This window comes from Methylomonas sp. MED-D, from assembly GCF_050276835.1.
GTDB lineage: Bacteria > Pseudomonadota > Gammaproteobacteria > Methylococcales > Methylomonadaceae > Methylomonas > Methylomonas koyamae_A.
The window spans coordinates 4648337-4665212 of the sequence record NZ_CP189965.1; the positions used below are offsets into that span (position 1 = coordinate 4648337).

A 16876-nucleotide genomic window follows, 5' to 3' on the forward strand; every position below is an offset into this window, starting at 1 on the left:
CGACAGCGCCGCCAGCCCGACTCAGAACAGCTCGAATCGAGCCAAGTAGCCGAAGTGGTCCGACACCGTGGGATAAAATTCGTCGTTGAAGATGGGTGTCATCTCGCGGATGCGCAACGGATGCCCGTTACGTTTGAAGATGTAATCGATACGCCGGGGCGGACTATGCCGCCAGCCGTCGATCTGCCCGCGAAAGGTCGGTTCGTGAAACCGGTGCGGATGCAACTCGTAATATTGATCGACGTATTCGCCATTGCCGACGATATGGCAATAGGCGTGGTCGCCGGCCGGCGCATTGAAATCGCCGACGATCAAATCACCTCTGACGCCGAAATGCCGGCGGGAAGCGATCAACTGTTTCAAGCGGGCGTATTCCTCGTGGAAGCCATGATGCGCCCAACTCAGATGCACGTTGGCAACGTGCAGCAAGCCAAACCGAGGCAGGTCGATGCAGCTGACGGTCACATTGCGCGACATATAGTTATCTTTGCCGCGATCGTGAGACACGTAAGCGGCATAGTTATGATGCAACGGGTAGCGGCTCAGGATGGCCGTGCCCTCCCGCCATAGCTGAAAGCCGATATGACTCCAGTCCTGGTGAATGTGAAACCACTGCCCCCATTCCCGCAAACGCCGGCATATTCGAAATGCCATATTCGACGGCGACTCGCCATAGGGATGCGTAATCGGATCGTAGCGGTATTCGCCGACTTCCTGAAAACAGACAGCGTCGATACGCTGCTGGGCGATGGCTTCGGCGATGATTTGCACTTCTCGCTCGTGCAAATGCATGGTTTCGAAGCAATTTTGCCGTGGGTGTTGCTGATAGGTATGCAGATTCAGCGTTAACAGTGCGAACGCCATGGTTCTGGTCGGCGGCCGATGCCGATGGCGTTAACCCAATTTGGCGAATTCGGCCTGCAAGGTTACGAGAAAGGTTTCCCGCGCGACCTGGGCGATGCCCAACTGTTGTTGCAGCCGTTGGATTTCGGCGTCGACGATTTGCAGATTGGACAATTGAGTCTTGGCGATGTCGCTAAGGCTGTCGATCGGGTGAGTTTTGTCGCCTATCGTCAAGGTTGGAATGCTGGTGTTTGGATCGGCCATCGAATATTTCCGGAATAGATCAAAGTGAGCGGTTCGGCCCGCACGGCCGACCGTATGCGAGTTTAATCGGCGAATATGACAAATTCGTTTCGACGGCGCCGCCATTCCGGGAGTCAAACCGCCGATCAATGCCCGCCCTCGTCTTCATTTTCCTCAGGCTTGACGATTTCCTGCAACGACAAGGTATCGGCCAGGCTGGGTTTGTCGTCGCCGGTCGCCGAACCCAGGCCTTCGCTGAGATTGATTTTGAGTTTTAGGTTGTTCGGCGAGTCGGAGTTGCGCAATGCTTCGTCCAGCGAAATCACGCCGCTTTTGTAGAGCTTGAGCAAATGGCTGTCGAAGGTTTGCATGCCGATGTTTTCCGATTTTTCCATCGCTTCCTTGATCGCGTGCACGTCGCCTTTCTGAATCAAATCGCTGACCAGTTTGCTACCCAGCAAAATCTCGATCGCCGCCACCCGCTTGCCTTCCACGGTCGGCACCAAGCGTTGCGACACGAAGGCCTGCAAGTTCAGCGACAAATCCATCAACAATTGCGGACGGCGCTCTTCCGGAAAGAAATTGATGATCCGGTCCAAGGCCTGATTAGCGTTATTGGCATGCAAGGTGGACAGACACAGGTGGCCGGTTTCGGCGAAGGCCAGCGCATGCTCCATCGTCTCCTGACTGCGTATCTCGCCGATCAAAATCACGTCGGGCGCTTGGCGCAGCGTGTTTTTCAGCGCGTCTTCATAGCTGAGCGTATCGACGCCGACCTCGCGCTGATTCACCAGCGATTTCTTGTGCGGATGGACGAACTCGATCGGATCTTCGATGGTAATGATGTGGCCGGACGCATGGCTGTTGCGGTAATCGATCAAGGCCGCCAGCGAGGTGGATTTGCCGGAGCCGGTGCCGCCGACGAACAAGATCAGGCCGCGCTTTTCCATGATTTTGTCTTTCAGCACCTGCGGCAAGCCCAGGGTGTCGGCGTTGGGAATATCGACCTTGATGTTGCGGATCACCAGCGCGTAATTGCTGCGTTGCTTGAAAATATTCACCCTAAACCGGCCCACGCCTTCCTCGGCGATGGCTAGATTCATTTCCGGTACCTGTTCGAAGGCCGCGCGCTGATCGGCATCCATGATGGCATGGGCTATCTCTTTAAGTCTTTCGTTGGTCAGTCGAATGTTTTCCAGCGGCCGCAGCGTGCCGTGAAATTTAGCGGCCGGCGGCGCGCCTGCGGTCAGATATAAATCCGAACCGTCTTGTTGAACCAAAATTTTCAGGTAATCTTTAAATTCCATTGCACAGCCTCGCGTCGGGAAATCCGCCCAAGTGTAGGCCAAGCCCTCAACAAGTTGAAGCCCCGCCGCCCCGAACCGGTATAATGCCCGGCTTTTTCTCGATTAGACGTTTGCGGTTATGAGTCAACAACGTAAGGCAGTAGCGTTGATTTCCGGCGGCCTGGATTCCATGCTGGCCACCAAGGCTATCCTCGAGCAAGGCATTCATGTCGAGGGCATCAATTTTTTCACCGGATTTTGCGTCGAAGGCCATACCCACGCCATTCGTAAACAGGACGAAGCCAAAACCAAGCGCAACAATTCGCTGTGGGTCGCCGAGCAACTGGGCATCAAGCTGCATATCATCGACATCATCGAAGAATACAAGCAAGTTCTGCTGAATCCCAAGCACGGCTACGGCGCCAATCTGAACCCCTGTCTGGACTGCAAGATTTTCATGGTCAACAAGGCCAAGCAATGGATGGCGGAAAACGGTTTCGACTTCATCATCACCGGCGAAGTCGTCGGCCAACGGCCGATGTCGCAACGCAAGCAAACCATGCCCATCGTCGCCGCCGAATCCGGCGCCGACGACTTGCTGGTAAGGCCCTTGTCCGCGCAAAACCTGCCGGCGACCTTGCCTGAGCGCGAGGGCTGGATCAGCCGAGAAGCATTGTTCGGCTTCAGCGGCCGCTCGCGCAAACCGCAGATGGCGCTAGCCAAGCAATACGGTTTCAGCGATTACGCCCAACCGGCCGGCGGCTGCTGCTTTTTGACCGACGCCGCCTATTCCCAAAAATTGGCCGACTTATGGCAGGCGCGCGGCAAGCGCGACTACGACTTGGACGACGTGATGCTGTTGAAAGTCGGCCGGCATATTCGGCCCAAGCCGCATTTCAAACTGATCGTGGCCCGCGAGGACGGCGAGGCCCGTTTCATGAGCGGCTATAAAAAAGAATTCGTCAGCATGAACTGCGCGAGCCATCGCGGCCCGTTGGTGCTGATCGACGGCACCCCGGACGAAGACGATCTGCATTTGGCTGCCCGCATCCTGGCCCGTTACGGTCAAGGCCGAGATGCCGAGAACGTGGACGTAACCATCCGCGACCGGCAGGGCAACGAACGCCAAATCAGCGTGGCCCCGTTGGCGGCCGAGCAAATCCCCGAGGCATGGTTTGTATGAACGAATTCACGCTAAACGCCCGCCGCCTGCTCTGCCCGTTGCCGGTGATTCGCACCCAGGATAAAGTCAAAACCCTGCAAAGTGGCGACGTACTGACCGTGGAATGCACCGATCCCGGCGTGATGCAGGACATCCCGGCCTGGTGCCGGATCAACGGGCATCGGGTGTTGGAGACTCGGGCGGAGAATGGCGAGTATGTTATTGTTTTACAAGTGGGCTAAGTTCCACGTCAGAGTTTTCGGACCACAGTGTTAACAGGATAGAAAATGGCAGTAGGTCACACCGAATTTCCGATCATGCACGCCATCCAGGGCGTCAAACTCGGCACCTGCAACGCGGGGATCAAGCAAACCGTGCGCGACGACATTCTGGTCGTCGAAATGGCCGACGGCGGCAGTTGCGCGGCGGTATTCACCCAAAACGCGTTTTGCGCCGCGCCGGTTCAATTAGCCAAATCCCATCTGAGCATGGCGCCGCGCTGGCTGTTGGTGAACTCCGGCAACGCCAATGCCGGCACCGGCAAGCAAGGCCTGCAAGACGCGTTCGCCTGCTGCGCCAGCCTGGCCGGCGAAGTCGAGGGAATCGCCCAGCAAGTGCTGCCGTTTTCGACCGGCGTGATCGGCGAGCCGCTGCCGGTCGCCAAGTTGACCGCCGCGTTGCCCAAGGCCGTCGCCGATCTGGCCGAGACCCACTGGGACCAAGCCGCCCGCGCGATCATGACCACGGATACCTTTCCGAAAGGCGCCTCGACCGTGATCGACATTGACGGCCATCCGATCGCTATCACCGGCATTTCCAAGGGCGCCGGCATGATCCAGCCCAATATGGCGACGATGCTGGGCTTCATCGCCACCGACGCGACCGTCGACCAAACCCTGCTGCAACAATGTCTGGCGGCGGCGGCGGAAGTCTCGTTCAACCGGATTACCGTCGATGGCGACACCTCGACCAACGATGCCTGCGTACTGCTGGCCAGCGGCACCAGCACGGCGCCGGAGATTCTGGCCGACAGCGAGCACTACGCAAAATTCGCCGACGCAGTCACCGCCGTGTGCAAGCGACTGGCCGAACTCATCATCCGGGACGGCGAAGGCGCCACCAAATTGATCCGCATCCGGGTCGAACAAGCTTCGAGCGCAGCCGAAGCGGTACAAGTCGCCAAGACCATCGCCCACTCGCCGCTGGTCAAAACCGCGTTCTTCGCCAGCGACCCCAACTGGGGCCGCATCCTGGCGGCGGTCGGCCGGGCCGGCGTCGTAAACCTGGTACTGGAAAACATCGAAATTTATCTGGGCACCGTCTGCATCGTCGAGAACGGCGGCCGCTCGCCGCTGTACACCGAACAAGACGGCCAACGCGTGATGAACCAGGAAGAGATTCTGGTCACGGTCCGATTGGGCCAGGGCGAAGCGTGCGAGGAAGTGCTGACCTGCGATTTCTCCTACGATTACGTCAAGATCAACGCCGAATACCGAACCTAATATGCTTGGCGCCAGCCGCCTCCTGCATGTCGCAGTCGGCGTGATTCGCGGCGACGACGGCCGCATCCTGATCGCCGAACGCGCCAAGACCGCTCACCAGGGCGGACTCTGGGAGTTTCCGGGCGGTAAGGTCGAAACCGGCGAAACGGTACTGGAAGCCTTGTGCCGTGAGTTGCACGAGGAAATTGGTATTCGCGTCGCGGATGCCGCGCCGCTGATCAAAATCGCTCACGATTACGGCGACCGCCAAGTGTTGCTCGATGTGTGGGATATTCGGCGATTCGAAGGTCAAGCCCACGGCCGCGAAGGCCAGGCCATGCAATGGGTCGCCGCCGAACGACTGAACGAATTCGCCTTCCCGGCCGCTAACCGCCCCATCGTTGCCGCCGCGCGATTACCCAGGGAATACGCCATTCTGGAAGCCGCCACCCAACGACAAGCCTTGGACCGCTACCGCCTGTTGATCGATCAAGGCATCCGGCTGATTCAAATCCGGCTGAAATCGCTGCCGACGGCCGAATTGGCCGCCACTCTGGAAGGCATCGCCTCGGAAAGCGCCGGCGCCGACACCACATTGCTGATCAACGCCGATCTGCCGATAACCGACGCCGGCTACGCTGGTTTGCACCTGAGCAGCCGGGCATTGCGCGCCTGCAAGACTCGGCCGGCCGGCTATCGCTGGGTCGCGGCGTCGTGCCACGATTTGGCCGAGCTGCGCTTGGCGGAAGATCTGGGCTTGGATTTCGCGGTGCTGGCACCGGTCCAACCGACCGCCTCGCATCCGGGTGCTGCTGCGTTGGGTTGGGAACGCTTCGAAGCGTTGGTCGAGCGGGCCGGTTTACCGGTTTACGCACTGGGCGGCTTGCAACGCGAAGACGGCGCCCGTGCCGCCCACGCCGGCGCGCAAGGCATCGCCGGCATCGGCGCATTTTTGAACGCCGCTCAATCGCCGGGATAAGCGTCGTCGTCGGACGGGTCGTCGACTAGCGGTTCGCCTGGAATCTTATGGGCCTCGGTGGCCCAATCGCCCAGGTCGATCAGCTTGCAACGCTCGGAACAGAAGGGCTTGAATGCTTCGGCTGCCACCCAGGCCACCGGTTTTCGACACGTGGGGCAAGCCACTGTCGTCGTGGAACGAGTGCTCATCAGAACATGCAGCGGGTCAATTGGAAATCGATATCGTCGAGAATTTGGTTGGGGCGGTTTTCGTCGGTGGACGGCTTCATGAAGCGGATGCTGAAACGGTGTTTGCCGCCACTGATTTCGGCGAAACACGGCAAGGCGGCCGCAATGCCGACCCGCAGCAATTGCACCGGATGGCTTTTATCCAACGCCAGTTGAAAGAATCCAGCCTTGGCGACTTCCTGAGTCGGCACGTGGCTTTGACGAATGAAACCCAGGATCAGGTCTATCGCTATCCGGATCGCCACGAAAGGCTGGGTCCAGCGTTCCAAGTCCTTTTGTTGCTCGGCCTCGTCCTGCTCCAACCAATAATGAAACGCCGGCAAATCGAACGAACAACTGCCGCCCGGTATCGAGTTGCGCTGGGAAATGCTTTGAAACAAATCGCTTTCCATGACACTGATGCCGATCTTGCCGTTGGCGCTGTATAGGCTGCGGCTGGCCTGACTGACCTCGGCCAAAATCTCCTGGAGCTTTTCGCCGTCGACACCCTGGCTATTAGCCAGCTGATTCAAAACCTTGGTATGCCTGTCCAGCTCCTTAAGCAATTCGGATTTCAAATCGCTACGGCTGAAGATGGTCAATATATCCAACAGGACGGAGATCGCGGCGCGTTTGTCGAACACCGAGGCGCCCAACATGAAGTGACTAAGTTGTTGAAAGAGCTGCTCCAAGCGCATAAACACACGAATTCGTTCATTCAGAGGGAATTCGTAGATGGTGAGTGTATTCAAGCCGTGGGTGTCCTAACAGAGGCTAATAAATTATAGGAATTGTGCAGGCTTTTAACCTGTTCTGCAAGCCGGTCGGGATCGCCGCCGTTGTCCAAAACGTCGTCGGCCCGCGCCAGGCGCGCCTCTCGGGAAAGCTGACTGGCGATAATCGCCCGCGCCTGATCGATCGCCAATCCGTCCCGAGCCAGCACCCGTTGCAGTTGCTTCTTCGGCGGGCAATCGACCACCAACACCCTATCCACCCGACGATCGCCATCGGTTTCCAGCAATAAGGGCACCGCGACGATGACGTAGGACCCAGTCAAACCCTCGACTTGTCTAGCGATTTCGGTATAGACCAAGGGATGCAATATGGCTTCCAAACGGCATTTTTGCTCCGGATCGGCAAACACCTTGGCCCGCAAAGCGGCTCGGTCCAGCGCGCCGTCGGCATGTAAAACCGCGCTTCCGAACGCCGCGACGATGTCTTGCAAGGCCGGCTGACCGGGTTCGACCAATTGCCGGGCAATCAGATCGGCATCGACGATGGGCACGTCCAGCGCTTCGAACAGCCGGCAAACCGTGGATTTGCCGCAGCCGATGCCGCCGGTCAAGCCGATCGTCAACATCAATTCAATCCGGCAAAATGCAGATACCAGCGGTTGATGTCGTCGCCCCACAGCATGGCGATCCAACCGGCCGCCGCCAGATAAGGCCCGAACGGAATCGGCTTGGACGCTTCGCGCCGCCCGGTCGCGATCATCGTCACGCCGACCAACGCGCCCAACAGCGACGACAGCAACACAATCTGCGGCAGATACTGCCAACCGAACCAGGCGCCAAGTAGGGCCAATAACTTGAAATCGCCGAAGCCCATACCTTCCTTGCCGGTCAGCAATTTAAAGCCCTGGTAAACGCTCCACAGCGCCAAATAGCCGGCCGCCGCGCCGATGATCGCATCGCGCGGTTCGGCATAGACACCGAACAAACTCAGCAACAAACCCAGCCACAACATCGGCAAAGTGATGCTGTCGGGCAACAATTGATGGTCGAAATCAATGAAACTCAACGCAATCAAGCTCCAGGTCAGCAGCAAGCCAAATGCCAACCCCAGCCCGAAGCCCAACTTCCAGGTCACCAGCGCGGAACACAATCCGGTTAACGCCTCGACCAGTGGATAGCGCCAAGCGATCGCGGTGCCACAGTGCGCGCACCGGCCGGCCAACAACAAATAGCTCAGCACCGGAATGTTTTGATAGGCCTTGATCGGCGCGTTACAGGCCGGACAGTGCGAAGCCGGCCACATCAGATTGAAGACCTCGGCGGACTCCGAATACGGCAGTTGCAAAAACTCGTGACAATCGCGCCGCCAATCGCGTTGCAGCATTACCGGCAACCGGTAAATCACCACATTCAAGAAGCTGCCGACCAGCAGACCTAGCAGCAGCGCCACACCCATCAGTAGCGGCGGAAATTGTTCCAACAACGTCAGCATAAAATCTCGCGGAAATCCCGCCCGGCCAAACCGATCAGCGGAGGACGCCTATATCGCGGCGCCGAGCTTGAAGATGGGCAAATACATTGCGACGATCAGGCCGCCGACCAACACGCCCAAGATGGCCATGATAATCGGCTCCATCAGGCTACTGAGATTGTCGACCAGATTGTCCACCTCTTCTTCGAAGAAATCCGCCACCTTATCCAACATCGCGTCGATAGAACCGGATTCCTCGCCGATGGCAACCATTTGCACCACCATATTCGGAAACATGCCGGTTTGTTCCAATGCCACCTTCAACTGCTGACCAGTGGAGACTTCGTCGCGGACGTTCATTACCGCATCATGAAACAGAATGTTGCCGCAAGCGCCCGCGACCGACACCAAGGCCTCTACCAGCGGCACGCCGGCCGCCGACATCGTCGACAGGGTGCGGGCGAAACGGGCGATCGCCGATTTTTCCAAAATCATGCCGACCACCGGAATCTTTAATAACGACTTATCCAGAAAATGATTGAACGCTTTCGAGCGTTTTTTAAAGTAACTGAAGGTGTAACCGCCACCGCCGACCACCAGCAATACCGCCCACCACCATTCCTGTACCCAGGCGGACAAAGCGATCACGAATTGAGTGAAGGCCGGCAGGTCGGCGCCGAAACTTTTAAACAAGTCCTCGAACACCGGCACGACAAAGATCAGCAAAATCGCGGTCACGATGAAGGCAACCACCAACACCGCGACCGGGTAGGTCAGTGCCTTTTTGACCTTTTTCTTGATCGACTCGGTTTTTTCCTTGTAGGTGGCAATCTTGTCCAGCAAGGTTTCCAACACCCCGGCATGCTCACCTGCGGCGACCAAATTGCAGAACAAATCGTCGAAATAGATAGGCCGTTTCGCCAAGGCCTGGGCCATGGTGTCGCCGCCTTCGATGTCGGCCTTGATCGCCAGCAACAGCTCGGCCATGCTGGGATTGTCGTGGCCGCGGCCGATAATGTCGAAGGACTGCACCAGCGGCACGCCGGCTTCCAACATCGTCGCCAACTGTCTGGCAAATATCGCGATATCCGCGCTGGTGATTTTCTGCACCTTGGCGCCGAATAGCGGCTTAGCCTTGCGCTTGATGCCGACGACGCGTATCCCCATCCGCCGCAGCTCGGTTCGGGCAATCACTTCGCTTTTGGCCATGATCGTGCCCCTGGTTTTTTTGTTTTGCTTATCGAAACCGTCCCAATTGAACTCGATTTGCTCGTCTTGCTTTGCCATGTTTATTCCTTGGTGACGCGGTCGATTTCTTCGAGCGACGTAATACCCTGCCGTATTTTTAATAAGCCGGAAGCCCTAAGGTCGTTGATGCCTTCGGTTTTGGACAGCGCGGCCATGTCCATGGCATTTCCGCCACGCAAAATCAACGCGCGCATCGCTTCGCTGATCGGCATCACCTGATAGATACCCACCCGCCCCTTGTAGCCATTGTTGCAATGCTCGCAACCGACCGGTTCGTAAATTTTGAAGGTGCCGATTTCTTCCTTACTAAAGCCGGCCGACAACCAGATGTTTTCCGGAAAGTCGGCCTCCTTCTTGCAATGCTCGCAAAGCCGCCGCGCCAAGCGCTGGGCCATGATCAGATTCACCGCCGACACGATATTGAACGGCTCTATCCCCATCTGCACCAAGCGATTGATGGTTTGCGGCGCGTCGTTGGTGTGCAGGGTCGACAATACCAAGTGACCGGTTTGCGCTGCCTTGACCGCGATGCTCGCGGTTTCCAGGTCGCGGATCTCGCCGACCATGATGATATCCGGGTCTTGCCGCAAAAAAGCCCGCAAGGCTTCGGCGAAGGTCAAGCCGGCTTTGGCATTGACGTTGACCTGATTGATACCTTCGACCGTGATCTCGACCGGATCTTCGGCGGTCGAAATGTTCCGCTCGACGCTGTTCAGGATGTTCAAGCCGGTGTACAGCGACACCGTCTTACCGCTACCGGTTGGCCCGGTCACCAACACCATCCCGTATGGCCGGTGAATGGCGTCCAAAAAGTTTTTTTGTTGAACAGGCTCGAAACCCAATTTTTCGATACCGATCTGGGCGCTGGTGGGATCGAGTATCCGCATCACCACTTTTTCGCCGAACAGCGTCGGACAGGTATTCACCCGGAAATCGATGGCCCGATTCTTGGAAATCTGCATTTTGATCCGGCCGTCCTGGGGCACCCGCCGCTCGGCGATGTCCATTTTCGACATGACCTTGATCCGGGATATGATCCGATTGGCAATGCCGACCGGCGGACTGGCGACTTCGGACAAAATGCCGTCGGCCCGGAACCGGATCCGGAACTTCTTCTCGAACGGCTCCATGTGTATATCCGAGACGCCGCGCTTGATCGAATCGAGCAGGATTTTGTTGACGAAACGGACGATGGGCGCATCGTCGATGTCCGAACCGCCGACTTCCTCGGCCGGCTTGGCTTCGTCGCCGGCCGAAATATCGATGTTATCCAGATCGTCGTCGAGCAAATCCTTCATGGATGTATCGGCCGCTTCCAGCGCGGTATCGATCATCTTCATCAATTTGTCTTCTTCGACCAAAATGTTCTCGGTATTGTGCCGAGTATGGAACTTGATCTCGTCCAGCGCCTGGAAATTGGTCGGATCGGCGGTGGCGACGAACAAGCGGTTACCGCGTTTGAACAGTGGCAGAGCGTGATGTTGGCGGATCAGCTTTTCGCTGACCATTTTGATAGGCAGCGACGCCACGTCTATCGCATCCAAATCGAAAAACGGCACGCCGAACTCGGCGGAAGCGATGGAGGCCACTGTCCGACTATCGAGCACTTTATGCTCGACCAGATAACTGACGAAGGCTTGCTTGCGTTTTTGGGCTTCTTGCAGATAGGCGGCGGCAGTCTCTTCAGTCAACAGGCCTTTTTGGATCAGGCACTTGGCCAAGCCGCTGAAATGAATATTGGAAGGAGCTGTCGCCATGAAATCGAGTCGGGAATGGATTTACTGGAAGTTTAGGCTGCAACTATAGATGATGTAAGGATTTAATCCAAACTCCACGTCGCGCTCAAATCGACTCCGCAGGCATCGGCACCCCCGGCCCGACTGACAGGGGGGTGCCTAAATAGCCTTAAACTTCGTGGTAAATTGCCGCGCCTTCCTTCAGGAATTGCTCGGACTTTTCTTCCATGCCTTTTTTCAGCGCCTCTTCTTCTTCCAGGCCTTTTTGCTCGGCGTAGTTGCGCACGTCCTGGGTGATTTTCATCGAGCAGAAATGCGGGCCGCACATCGAACAGAAGTGAGCAACCTTGGCCGATTCCTTGGGCAGCGTTTCGTCGTGGAAGGAGCGGGCTTTTTCCGGGTCCAGCGCCAGGTTGAACTGGTCTTCCCAGCGGAATTCGAAACGGGCCTTGGACATCGCGTTGTCGCGAATTTGCGCGCCGGGGTGGCCTTTGGCCAAGTCGGCGGCATGCGCGGCGATTTTGTAGGTGACGATGCCTTCGCGGACGTCCTGTTTGTTGGGCAGGCCCAGGTGCTCTTTCTGGGTGACGTAGCACAGCATCGCGCAGCCGTACCAGCCGATGTTGGCGGCGCCGATTGCCGAGGTGATGTGGTCGTAGCCGGGAGCGATGTCGGTGGTCAAAGGTCCTAGGGTGTAGAACGGTGCCTCGAAGCAGTCTTCCAGCTGTTTGTCCATGTTGACTTTGATCATTTGCAGCGGCACGTGACCGGGACCTTCGATCATGGTTTGCACGTCGTGTTTCCAGGCGATCTGGGTCAGTTCGCCCAGGGTTTCCAGCTCGCCGAACTGGGCAGCGTCGTTGGCGTCGTAGATCGAGCCCGGACGCAAGCCGTCGCCCAAGGAGAACGACACGTCGTAGGCCTTCATGATTTCGCAGATTTCTTCGAAATGGGTGTAAAGGAAGCTCTCGGTGTGGTGAGCCAGACACCATTTGGCCATGATCGAGCCGCCGCGCGAAACAATGCCGGTCAAACGCTTGGCGGTCAACGGTACGTGCTGCAGGCGCACACCAGCGTGTATCGTGAAGTAATCCACGCCTTGTTCGGCCTGCTCGATCAGTGTGTCGCGGAAGATTTCCCAGGTCAGTTCCTCGGCCTTGCCGTCGACTTTTTCCAGCGCCTGGTAAATCGGCACGGTGCCGATAGGCACCGGCGAGTTACGCAAGATCCATTCGCGGGTTTCGTGGATGTTCTTGCCGGTCGACAAGTCCATGATGGTATCCGCACCCCAGCGGATGCCCCACAGCATTTTCTCGACTTCTTCCTCGATCGAAGACGTGATCGCCGAGTTGCCCAAGTTACCGTTGATCTTGACCAAAAAGTTGCGGCCTATGATCATCGGCTCCAATTCCGGGTGGTTGATGTTGGCCGGAATGATGGCGCGGCCCCTGGCGACTTCGGAACGCACGAATTCGGGCGTGATGAAGGACTGAATATTGGCGCCATAGGAAAAGCCCGGATGCTGGCCTTGGTAACGGTCGCGCATCGCTTCCAGGTTCTGGTTCTCGCGGATCGCGATGTATTCCATTTCCGGCGTGATGATGCCTTTGCGGGCATAATGCATCTGTGAAACGTTGTGGCCGGCTTTGGCGCGGCGCGGATTGCGGGTTAGCTCGAAACGCAGGTGCGCGGTTTTGGGGTCGTGCAAACGTTCATAGCCGAATTTGGAGGTCGGGCCGCTCAGCAGCTCGGTATCGCCGCGTTCTGCTATCCATAGTCCGCGTACCGAGTTCAAGCCTTGGTGCAGGTTAATGTCGACGTTGGGATCGGTGTAAGGGCCGGAAGTGTCGTAGACGAAGATCGGCGGATTTTTCTCGGCGCCGAAATGCGCCGGGGTATCCGACAGGTTGATCTGGCGCATCGGTACTTGCATATCGGGTCGGCTGCCGGCGATATAGACTTTTTCCGAAGCCGGGTAGGAATCGATCCGGATGCTACTGCCGGTATCGGTCGTAATTTCGTTGCGGACAGCGCTCATGCTTATCTCCAAAAATCAGAATAAATCGCGAGCGCAGGGAAAAGATTTGGGCTTTCCTACGCCGGCATTAACCGGTTCAGGTTCGAAGGGTTTTTCTCAGCTTTCCGGATTAAAGTTTCGACGGAAAGCACCCCTAGCCTTTCAGGTGGCCGCTTACGGTATATGATTATGCTTGGAAATGCAAGTCCGCCAAGGACCAATCCCAACACAAAAAGCTTATAAAACAATGGGTTTTAGCCTTTTGCACCCAACAAGCCAGCTAAATTTAACCGCCTCGATGACTTCGCCCGAAACGCCTCACGACAAGCTGGCCAGCCACTTCGCCGACTTCCTGACCTCGCGCAGCGTTGTCTCAAGCGCCGACAACACCCGCCTTTACGCGCTGGCGAAAACGCTGGCCGAACAACAAGCCGCCGGCCATAGCTGTATCGAGCTGGACCCGGCCGACGCCGATTTGCTGCTGGCGTCCGGCCTAGCCTCGAATAACGCATTGACGCCGTTGATCGTTGAATCCCAGCGTCTCTACCTGCGCCGATATTGGCAGTACGAATCCCGACTGGCCACGCAACTGGCAACGCTCGCCGCCATTCAATTCGACATACTCGATCCGGAACCCGCGCTGGCGCGGCATTTCCCGACGGACCGACAGGAGTCCAACGCGCAGCAACAGGCGGCGCGCGCGGCGTTAACCCAAGCATTGACGGTCGTCACCGGCGGACCCGGCACCGGCAAGACCACCACGGTTTTGAAAATCCTCGCCTTATTGCTGGAACTGAACCCAAACCCGCCATTCATCGCCTTGGCGGCGCCGACCGGCAAGGCGGCGATGCGTCTGCAACAAACAATCGTTGCCAATAAAGCCCATCTGAATTGCCCGGAAACGATCAAACAAGCCGTACCGGAAAGCGCCTGCACACTACACCGCCTACTCGGCGCCCAACCGCCATCCCCGTACTTCCGTCACAATGCCGACTTCCCGCTACCCTACGACGTGGTCGTAGTCGACGAAACGTCGATGGTCGACCTCGCCTTAATGAGCAAACTGGTCGACGCGCTAAAACCGGGCGCGCGCCTGATTCTGCTCGGCGACAAGGACCAACTCGCGTCGGTCGAAGCCGGCGCGGTGTTGGCGGACATTGCTCGCGGACTACCGGAGCAAACCGTCGAGCTACGCCACTCGCACCGTTTTCAAGGGCAAATCAAGGCGCTGGCCGAGGCCGTCCATCGCGGCGACGCCGAACAAGCCTGGCAATTGCTGCTGACCGGCGACGACGCGATCCACCGACTAAAACACGACCCGATCAGCTATATCGGCGAGCGCTATCGCCGCTATTTCGAACTGATAGCGGCCGGGGCCGGGCTGAACGAAATATTCACCGAGTTCCAGCGATTCCAGGTGCTATGCGCCAATCAACAAGGTCCGTACGGGGCAGAAGACATCAACCGCCGCGTGGAACGCGCCGCCGCCCAAGCATGGCCGCAGAGCATCGGCCATACCTGGTACTCCGGCAGGCCAGTGATGATTTCCCGCAACCACGCGGCTACCCAACTATACAACGGCGATATTGGCATTTGCCTGCCGGACCCCGCCGACGGCCAACCGCGCGTCTATTTTCCGGACCGCGACGGATTTCGCGGTCTGCGCCCTGCTTGGCTGCCGGCGTGCGAAACGGTTTACGCAATGACCATTCATAAAAGCCAGGGCTCCGAGTTCGACGAGGCAATGCTGGTACTGCCGGAACGCGTCAATCCGGTGCTCAGCAGGGAATTGCTGTACACCGGCATCACCCGGGCGAAACGCCGCGTAAGCGTGTTCGCCGAGCGCGACATCTTCGAAACCTGCGTCGCCCGCCCTATCGTCAGACACAGCGGCTTGGGCGAAAAGCTAATCGCGACCGGGAGCCAAGCATGAAAACGACCAAAAAACGCGGCAAACAACTATTGAGAGACATTGAGGGACAAGCCGGCGAATTGGCGATGCTGACCGACGGGCTGAGCTTGCTGAGCGAACTCCACACTCTGGCGCAGAGGGTTTTGGAATTGGCGAACACACTGACCTTGCAAACCGAAGATCTGAAGAAGAAACACTACCTAAGCGCGCTAATCTCGTCCGAGGCCTTAGGCGAACTGGCCGAAATCGCCGACACCGACGCCGCCAGCCAACTCGAAGACCGGCTGTTTGCGGCAAACGCGGACTCGCCGGTGGCAAGCGACCGATTTTTTCAGGAGTTATTGGAGAAAATCGACGCGCGTTTCGCGCGTCTGACCGATACGATACAGGATTTACTACATCTGGCCGAGCCGGATCCAGACCGGGACGACGATTAGAAGGCTATCCCGGTCCGGAATAGCCGTACGGCCTGACTGGGACAGCCCGCCCTCAAACCCAGGCAAACAACCGAAAAACTAGCAGCCGGAAAGATTCATCGCCGCGCGACCTTAATGACTGCGCTGCACCGAGAAATGAGCCAAGGTTTCCAAGGCGCGCTTGTAAGCCGAGTCCGGCAAGCATTGCAGTGCCTCAATGGCGGCCGCGGCGGCTCGATCCGCGCAACGCTCGGTGTATTCGATCGCGTTCGTAGCCTTGACGACTTCGTAAACTTCATTGAAAGCGTCCCGAGAGCCCTGCCGAATCGCATCTACCACCACTTTGGCCTGACGCTCGTCGCCATGTTGAATTGCGTAGATCAGCGGCAAGGTCGGTTTACCCTCGGCCAAATCATCGCCCAGGTTTTTACCCAGTTCCTCACTGTTAGCCTTGTAGTCCAGTGCATCGTCGATCAATTGAAATGCCACGCCCAATTGTTGCCCATAGACCGCCAAGCCATTTTCGACGACAGCGTCGGCGGCCGAAACCACCGCCGCCAACCGAGTCGCCGTGCTGAACAGGATCGCGGTTTTGCGGGCAATCACTTCGAGATATTTAGCTTCGCTGGTTTCGGGATTGTTGCAATTCAACAGTTGCAACACTTCGCCCTCGGCGATGGCCGTGGTAGTTTTGGACATGATGTCCATCACCCGCATGTTGTTGGTGCGGACCATCATTTCGAACGCACTCGAATACAGATAATCCCCGACCAAAACGCTGGCGGCATTACCCCAGACCGCGTTGGCGGACTCCTTGCCGCGTCGCATCGCCGATTCGTCGACAACGTCGTCATGCAATAGCGTCGCGGTATGGATAAATTCGATGACCGCCGCCAGTGTCAAGTGATGATCGCCAACCTCGCCCAACGCCTTCGCGGCCAACAACAACAACATAGGCCGCAAACGCTTACCGCCGTTACCTATGATGTAATGCCCGATTTGATTGATCAGGACGACATCCGAACTTAATTCTTGCAAAATTAAGCGGTCGACAGCTTGAGACTCCTCGCTGGTCAAATTTTTGATCGAATCAAAATCTATGGCACCGCTAGTCGGCGCTGAATCTGTGGCTATCATGGAAA

General features: G+C 57.5%; 17 protein-coding genes and 1 riboswitch. Of the genes, 6 read left to right on the forward strand and 11 right to left on the reverse strand.

Going from position 1 to position 16876, the window contains the following annotated elements; all coding sequences use genetic code 11:
* Positions 1 to 21: 21 nt before the first annotated feature.
* From ACQE3E_RS20660 to ACQE3E_RS20670, 3 genes are all read right to left on the reverse strand, one after another.
* Positions 22 to 864, reverse strand: a complete 843-nt coding sequence (locus ACQE3E_RS20660) for an endonuclease/exonuclease/phosphatase family protein (protein ID WP_313730452.1) — start codon at positions 862 to 864, stop codon at positions 22 to 24.
* A 30-nt stretch (positions 865 to 894) separates the two neighbouring features.
* Positions 895 to 1107 carry a DUF6447 family protein gene (locus tag ACQE3E_RS20665; RefSeq protein ID WP_313730451.1) on the reverse strand — a complete coding sequence of 71 codons (213 nt, stop codon included), beginning with the start codon at positions 1105 to 1107 and terminating at the stop codon, positions 895 to 897.
* Between the two features lie 125 nt (positions 1108 to 1232).
* Positions 1233 to 2393 carry a PilT/PilU family type 4a pilus ATPase gene (locus tag ACQE3E_RS20670; protein ID WP_426992208.1) on the reverse strand — a complete coding sequence of 387 codons (1161 nt, stop codon included), beginning with the start codon at positions 2391 to 2393 and terminating at the stop codon, positions 1233 to 1235.
* 118 nt (positions 2394 to 2511) lie between these two features.
* Between ACQE3E_RS20670 and ACQE3E_RS20675 the strand changes: the two genes are divergently transcribed.
* The 4 genes from ACQE3E_RS20675 to ACQE3E_RS20690 are packed head-to-tail and all read left to right on the forward strand — an operon-like array spanning position 2512 to position 5994.
* On the forward strand, positions 2512 to 3555 hold the full coding sequence (locus ACQE3E_RS20675) for a tRNA (5-methylaminomethyl-2-thiouridylate)-methyltransferase (protein WP_313730449.1): 1044 nt from the start codon (positions 2512 to 2514) through the stop codon (positions 3553 to 3555).
* On the forward strand, positions 3552 to 3776 hold the full coding sequence (locus tag ACQE3E_RS20680; protein WP_281021539.1) for a sulfurtransferase TusA family protein: 225 nt from the start codon (positions 3552 to 3554) through the stop codon (positions 3774 to 3776). Before ACQE3E_RS20675 ends, ACQE3E_RS20680 begins: the two co-directional genes overlap by 4 nt.
* Positions 3777 to 3821: 45 nt before the next feature.
* Entirely contained in the window at positions 3822 to 5036 is a 1215-nt protein-coding gene (argJ, locus tag ACQE3E_RS20685; RefSeq protein WP_427501010.1) for a bifunctional glutamate N-acetyltransferase/amino-acid acetyltransferase ArgJ, read from the forward strand.
* A 1-nt stretch (position 5037) separates the two neighbouring features.
* Positions 5038 to 5994 carry a Nudix family hydrolase gene (locus ACQE3E_RS20690; RefSeq protein ID WP_427501011.1) on the forward strand — a complete coding sequence of 319 codons (957 nt, stop codon included), beginning with the start codon at positions 5038 to 5040 and terminating at the stop codon, positions 5992 to 5994.
* Here the strand turns inward: ACQE3E_RS20690 and yacG are convergent.
* From yacG to thiC, 7 genes are all read right to left on the reverse strand, one after another.
* Entirely contained in the window at positions 5979 to 6182 is a 204-nt protein-coding gene (gene yacG / locus ACQE3E_RS20695) for a DNA gyrase inhibitor YacG (RefSeq protein WP_064030930.1), read from the reverse strand. The genes ACQE3E_RS20690 and yacG overlap by 16 nt on opposite strands.
* Positions 6182 to 6952: a cell division protein ZapD gene (zapD, locus tag ACQE3E_RS20700; RefSeq protein ID WP_082885650.1), complete on the reverse strand. Its 771-nt coding sequence runs from the start codon at positions 6950 to 6952 to the stop codon at positions 6182 to 6184. Before zapD ends, yacG begins: the two co-directional genes overlap by 1 nt.
* The gene (coaE, locus tag ACQE3E_RS20705; protein ID WP_313730446.1) at positions 6949 to 7560 is read right to left on the reverse strand and encodes a dephospho-CoA kinase; all 612 of its coding nucleotides are present in this window, start codon (positions 7558 to 7560) and stop codon (positions 6949 to 6951) included. The genes zapD and coaE overlap by 4 nt, the downstream gene beginning before the upstream one ends.
* Positions 7560 to 8426 (reverse strand): prepilin peptidase, encoded by an 867-nt coding sequence (locus tag ACQE3E_RS20710; RefSeq protein ID WP_427501012.1) that lies wholly within the window; start codon positions 8424 to 8426, stop codon positions 7560 to 7562. Before ACQE3E_RS20710 ends, coaE begins: the two co-directional genes overlap by 1 nt.
* A 48-nt stretch (positions 8427 to 8474) precedes the next feature.
* On the reverse strand, positions 8475 to 9692 hold the full coding sequence (locus ACQE3E_RS20715; RefSeq protein ID WP_313730444.1) for a type II secretion system F family protein: 1218 nt from the start codon (positions 9690 to 9692) through the stop codon (positions 8475 to 8477).
* Between the two features lie 2 nt (positions 9693 to 9694).
* Complete coding sequence (pilB, locus tag ACQE3E_RS20720; protein ID WP_064030935.1) at positions 9695 to 11410, reverse strand: type IV-A pilus assembly ATPase PilB; 1716 nt, start codon at positions 11408 to 11410, stop codon at positions 9695 to 9697.
* 148 nt (positions 11411 to 11558) lie between these two features.
* Positions 11559 to 13427, reverse strand: a complete 1869-nt coding sequence (gene thiC, locus ACQE3E_RS20725; RefSeq protein WP_427501013.1) for a phosphomethylpyrimidine synthase ThiC — start codon at positions 13425 to 13427, stop codon at positions 11559 to 11561.
* Between the two features lie 36 nt (positions 13428 to 13463).
* Positions 13464 to 13572: riboswitch (TPP riboswitch) on the reverse strand.
* Between the two features lie 132 nt (positions 13573 to 13704).
* Between thiC and recD the strand changes: the two genes are divergently transcribed.
* Positions 13705 to 15339, forward strand: a complete 1635-nt coding sequence (recD, locus tag ACQE3E_RS20730) for an exodeoxyribonuclease V subunit alpha (RefSeq protein ID WP_427501014.1) — start codon at positions 13705 to 13707, stop codon at positions 15337 to 15339.
* Positions 15336 to 15755: a hypothetical protein gene (locus tag ACQE3E_RS20735; protein WP_427501015.1), complete on the forward strand. Its 420-nt coding sequence runs from the start codon at positions 15336 to 15338 to the stop codon at positions 15753 to 15755. The genes recD and ACQE3E_RS20735 overlap by 4 nt, the downstream gene beginning before the upstream one ends.
* Positions 15756 to 15866: 111 nt before the next feature.
* On the opposite strand, the gene ispB is transcribed toward ACQE3E_RS20735, so the two are convergent.
* Complete coding sequence (ispB, locus tag ACQE3E_RS20740) at positions 15867 to 16871, reverse strand: octaprenyl diphosphate synthase (protein ID WP_071158868.1); 1005 nt, start codon at positions 16869 to 16871, stop codon at positions 15867 to 15869.
* Positions 16872 to 16876: the final 5 nt, after the last annotated feature.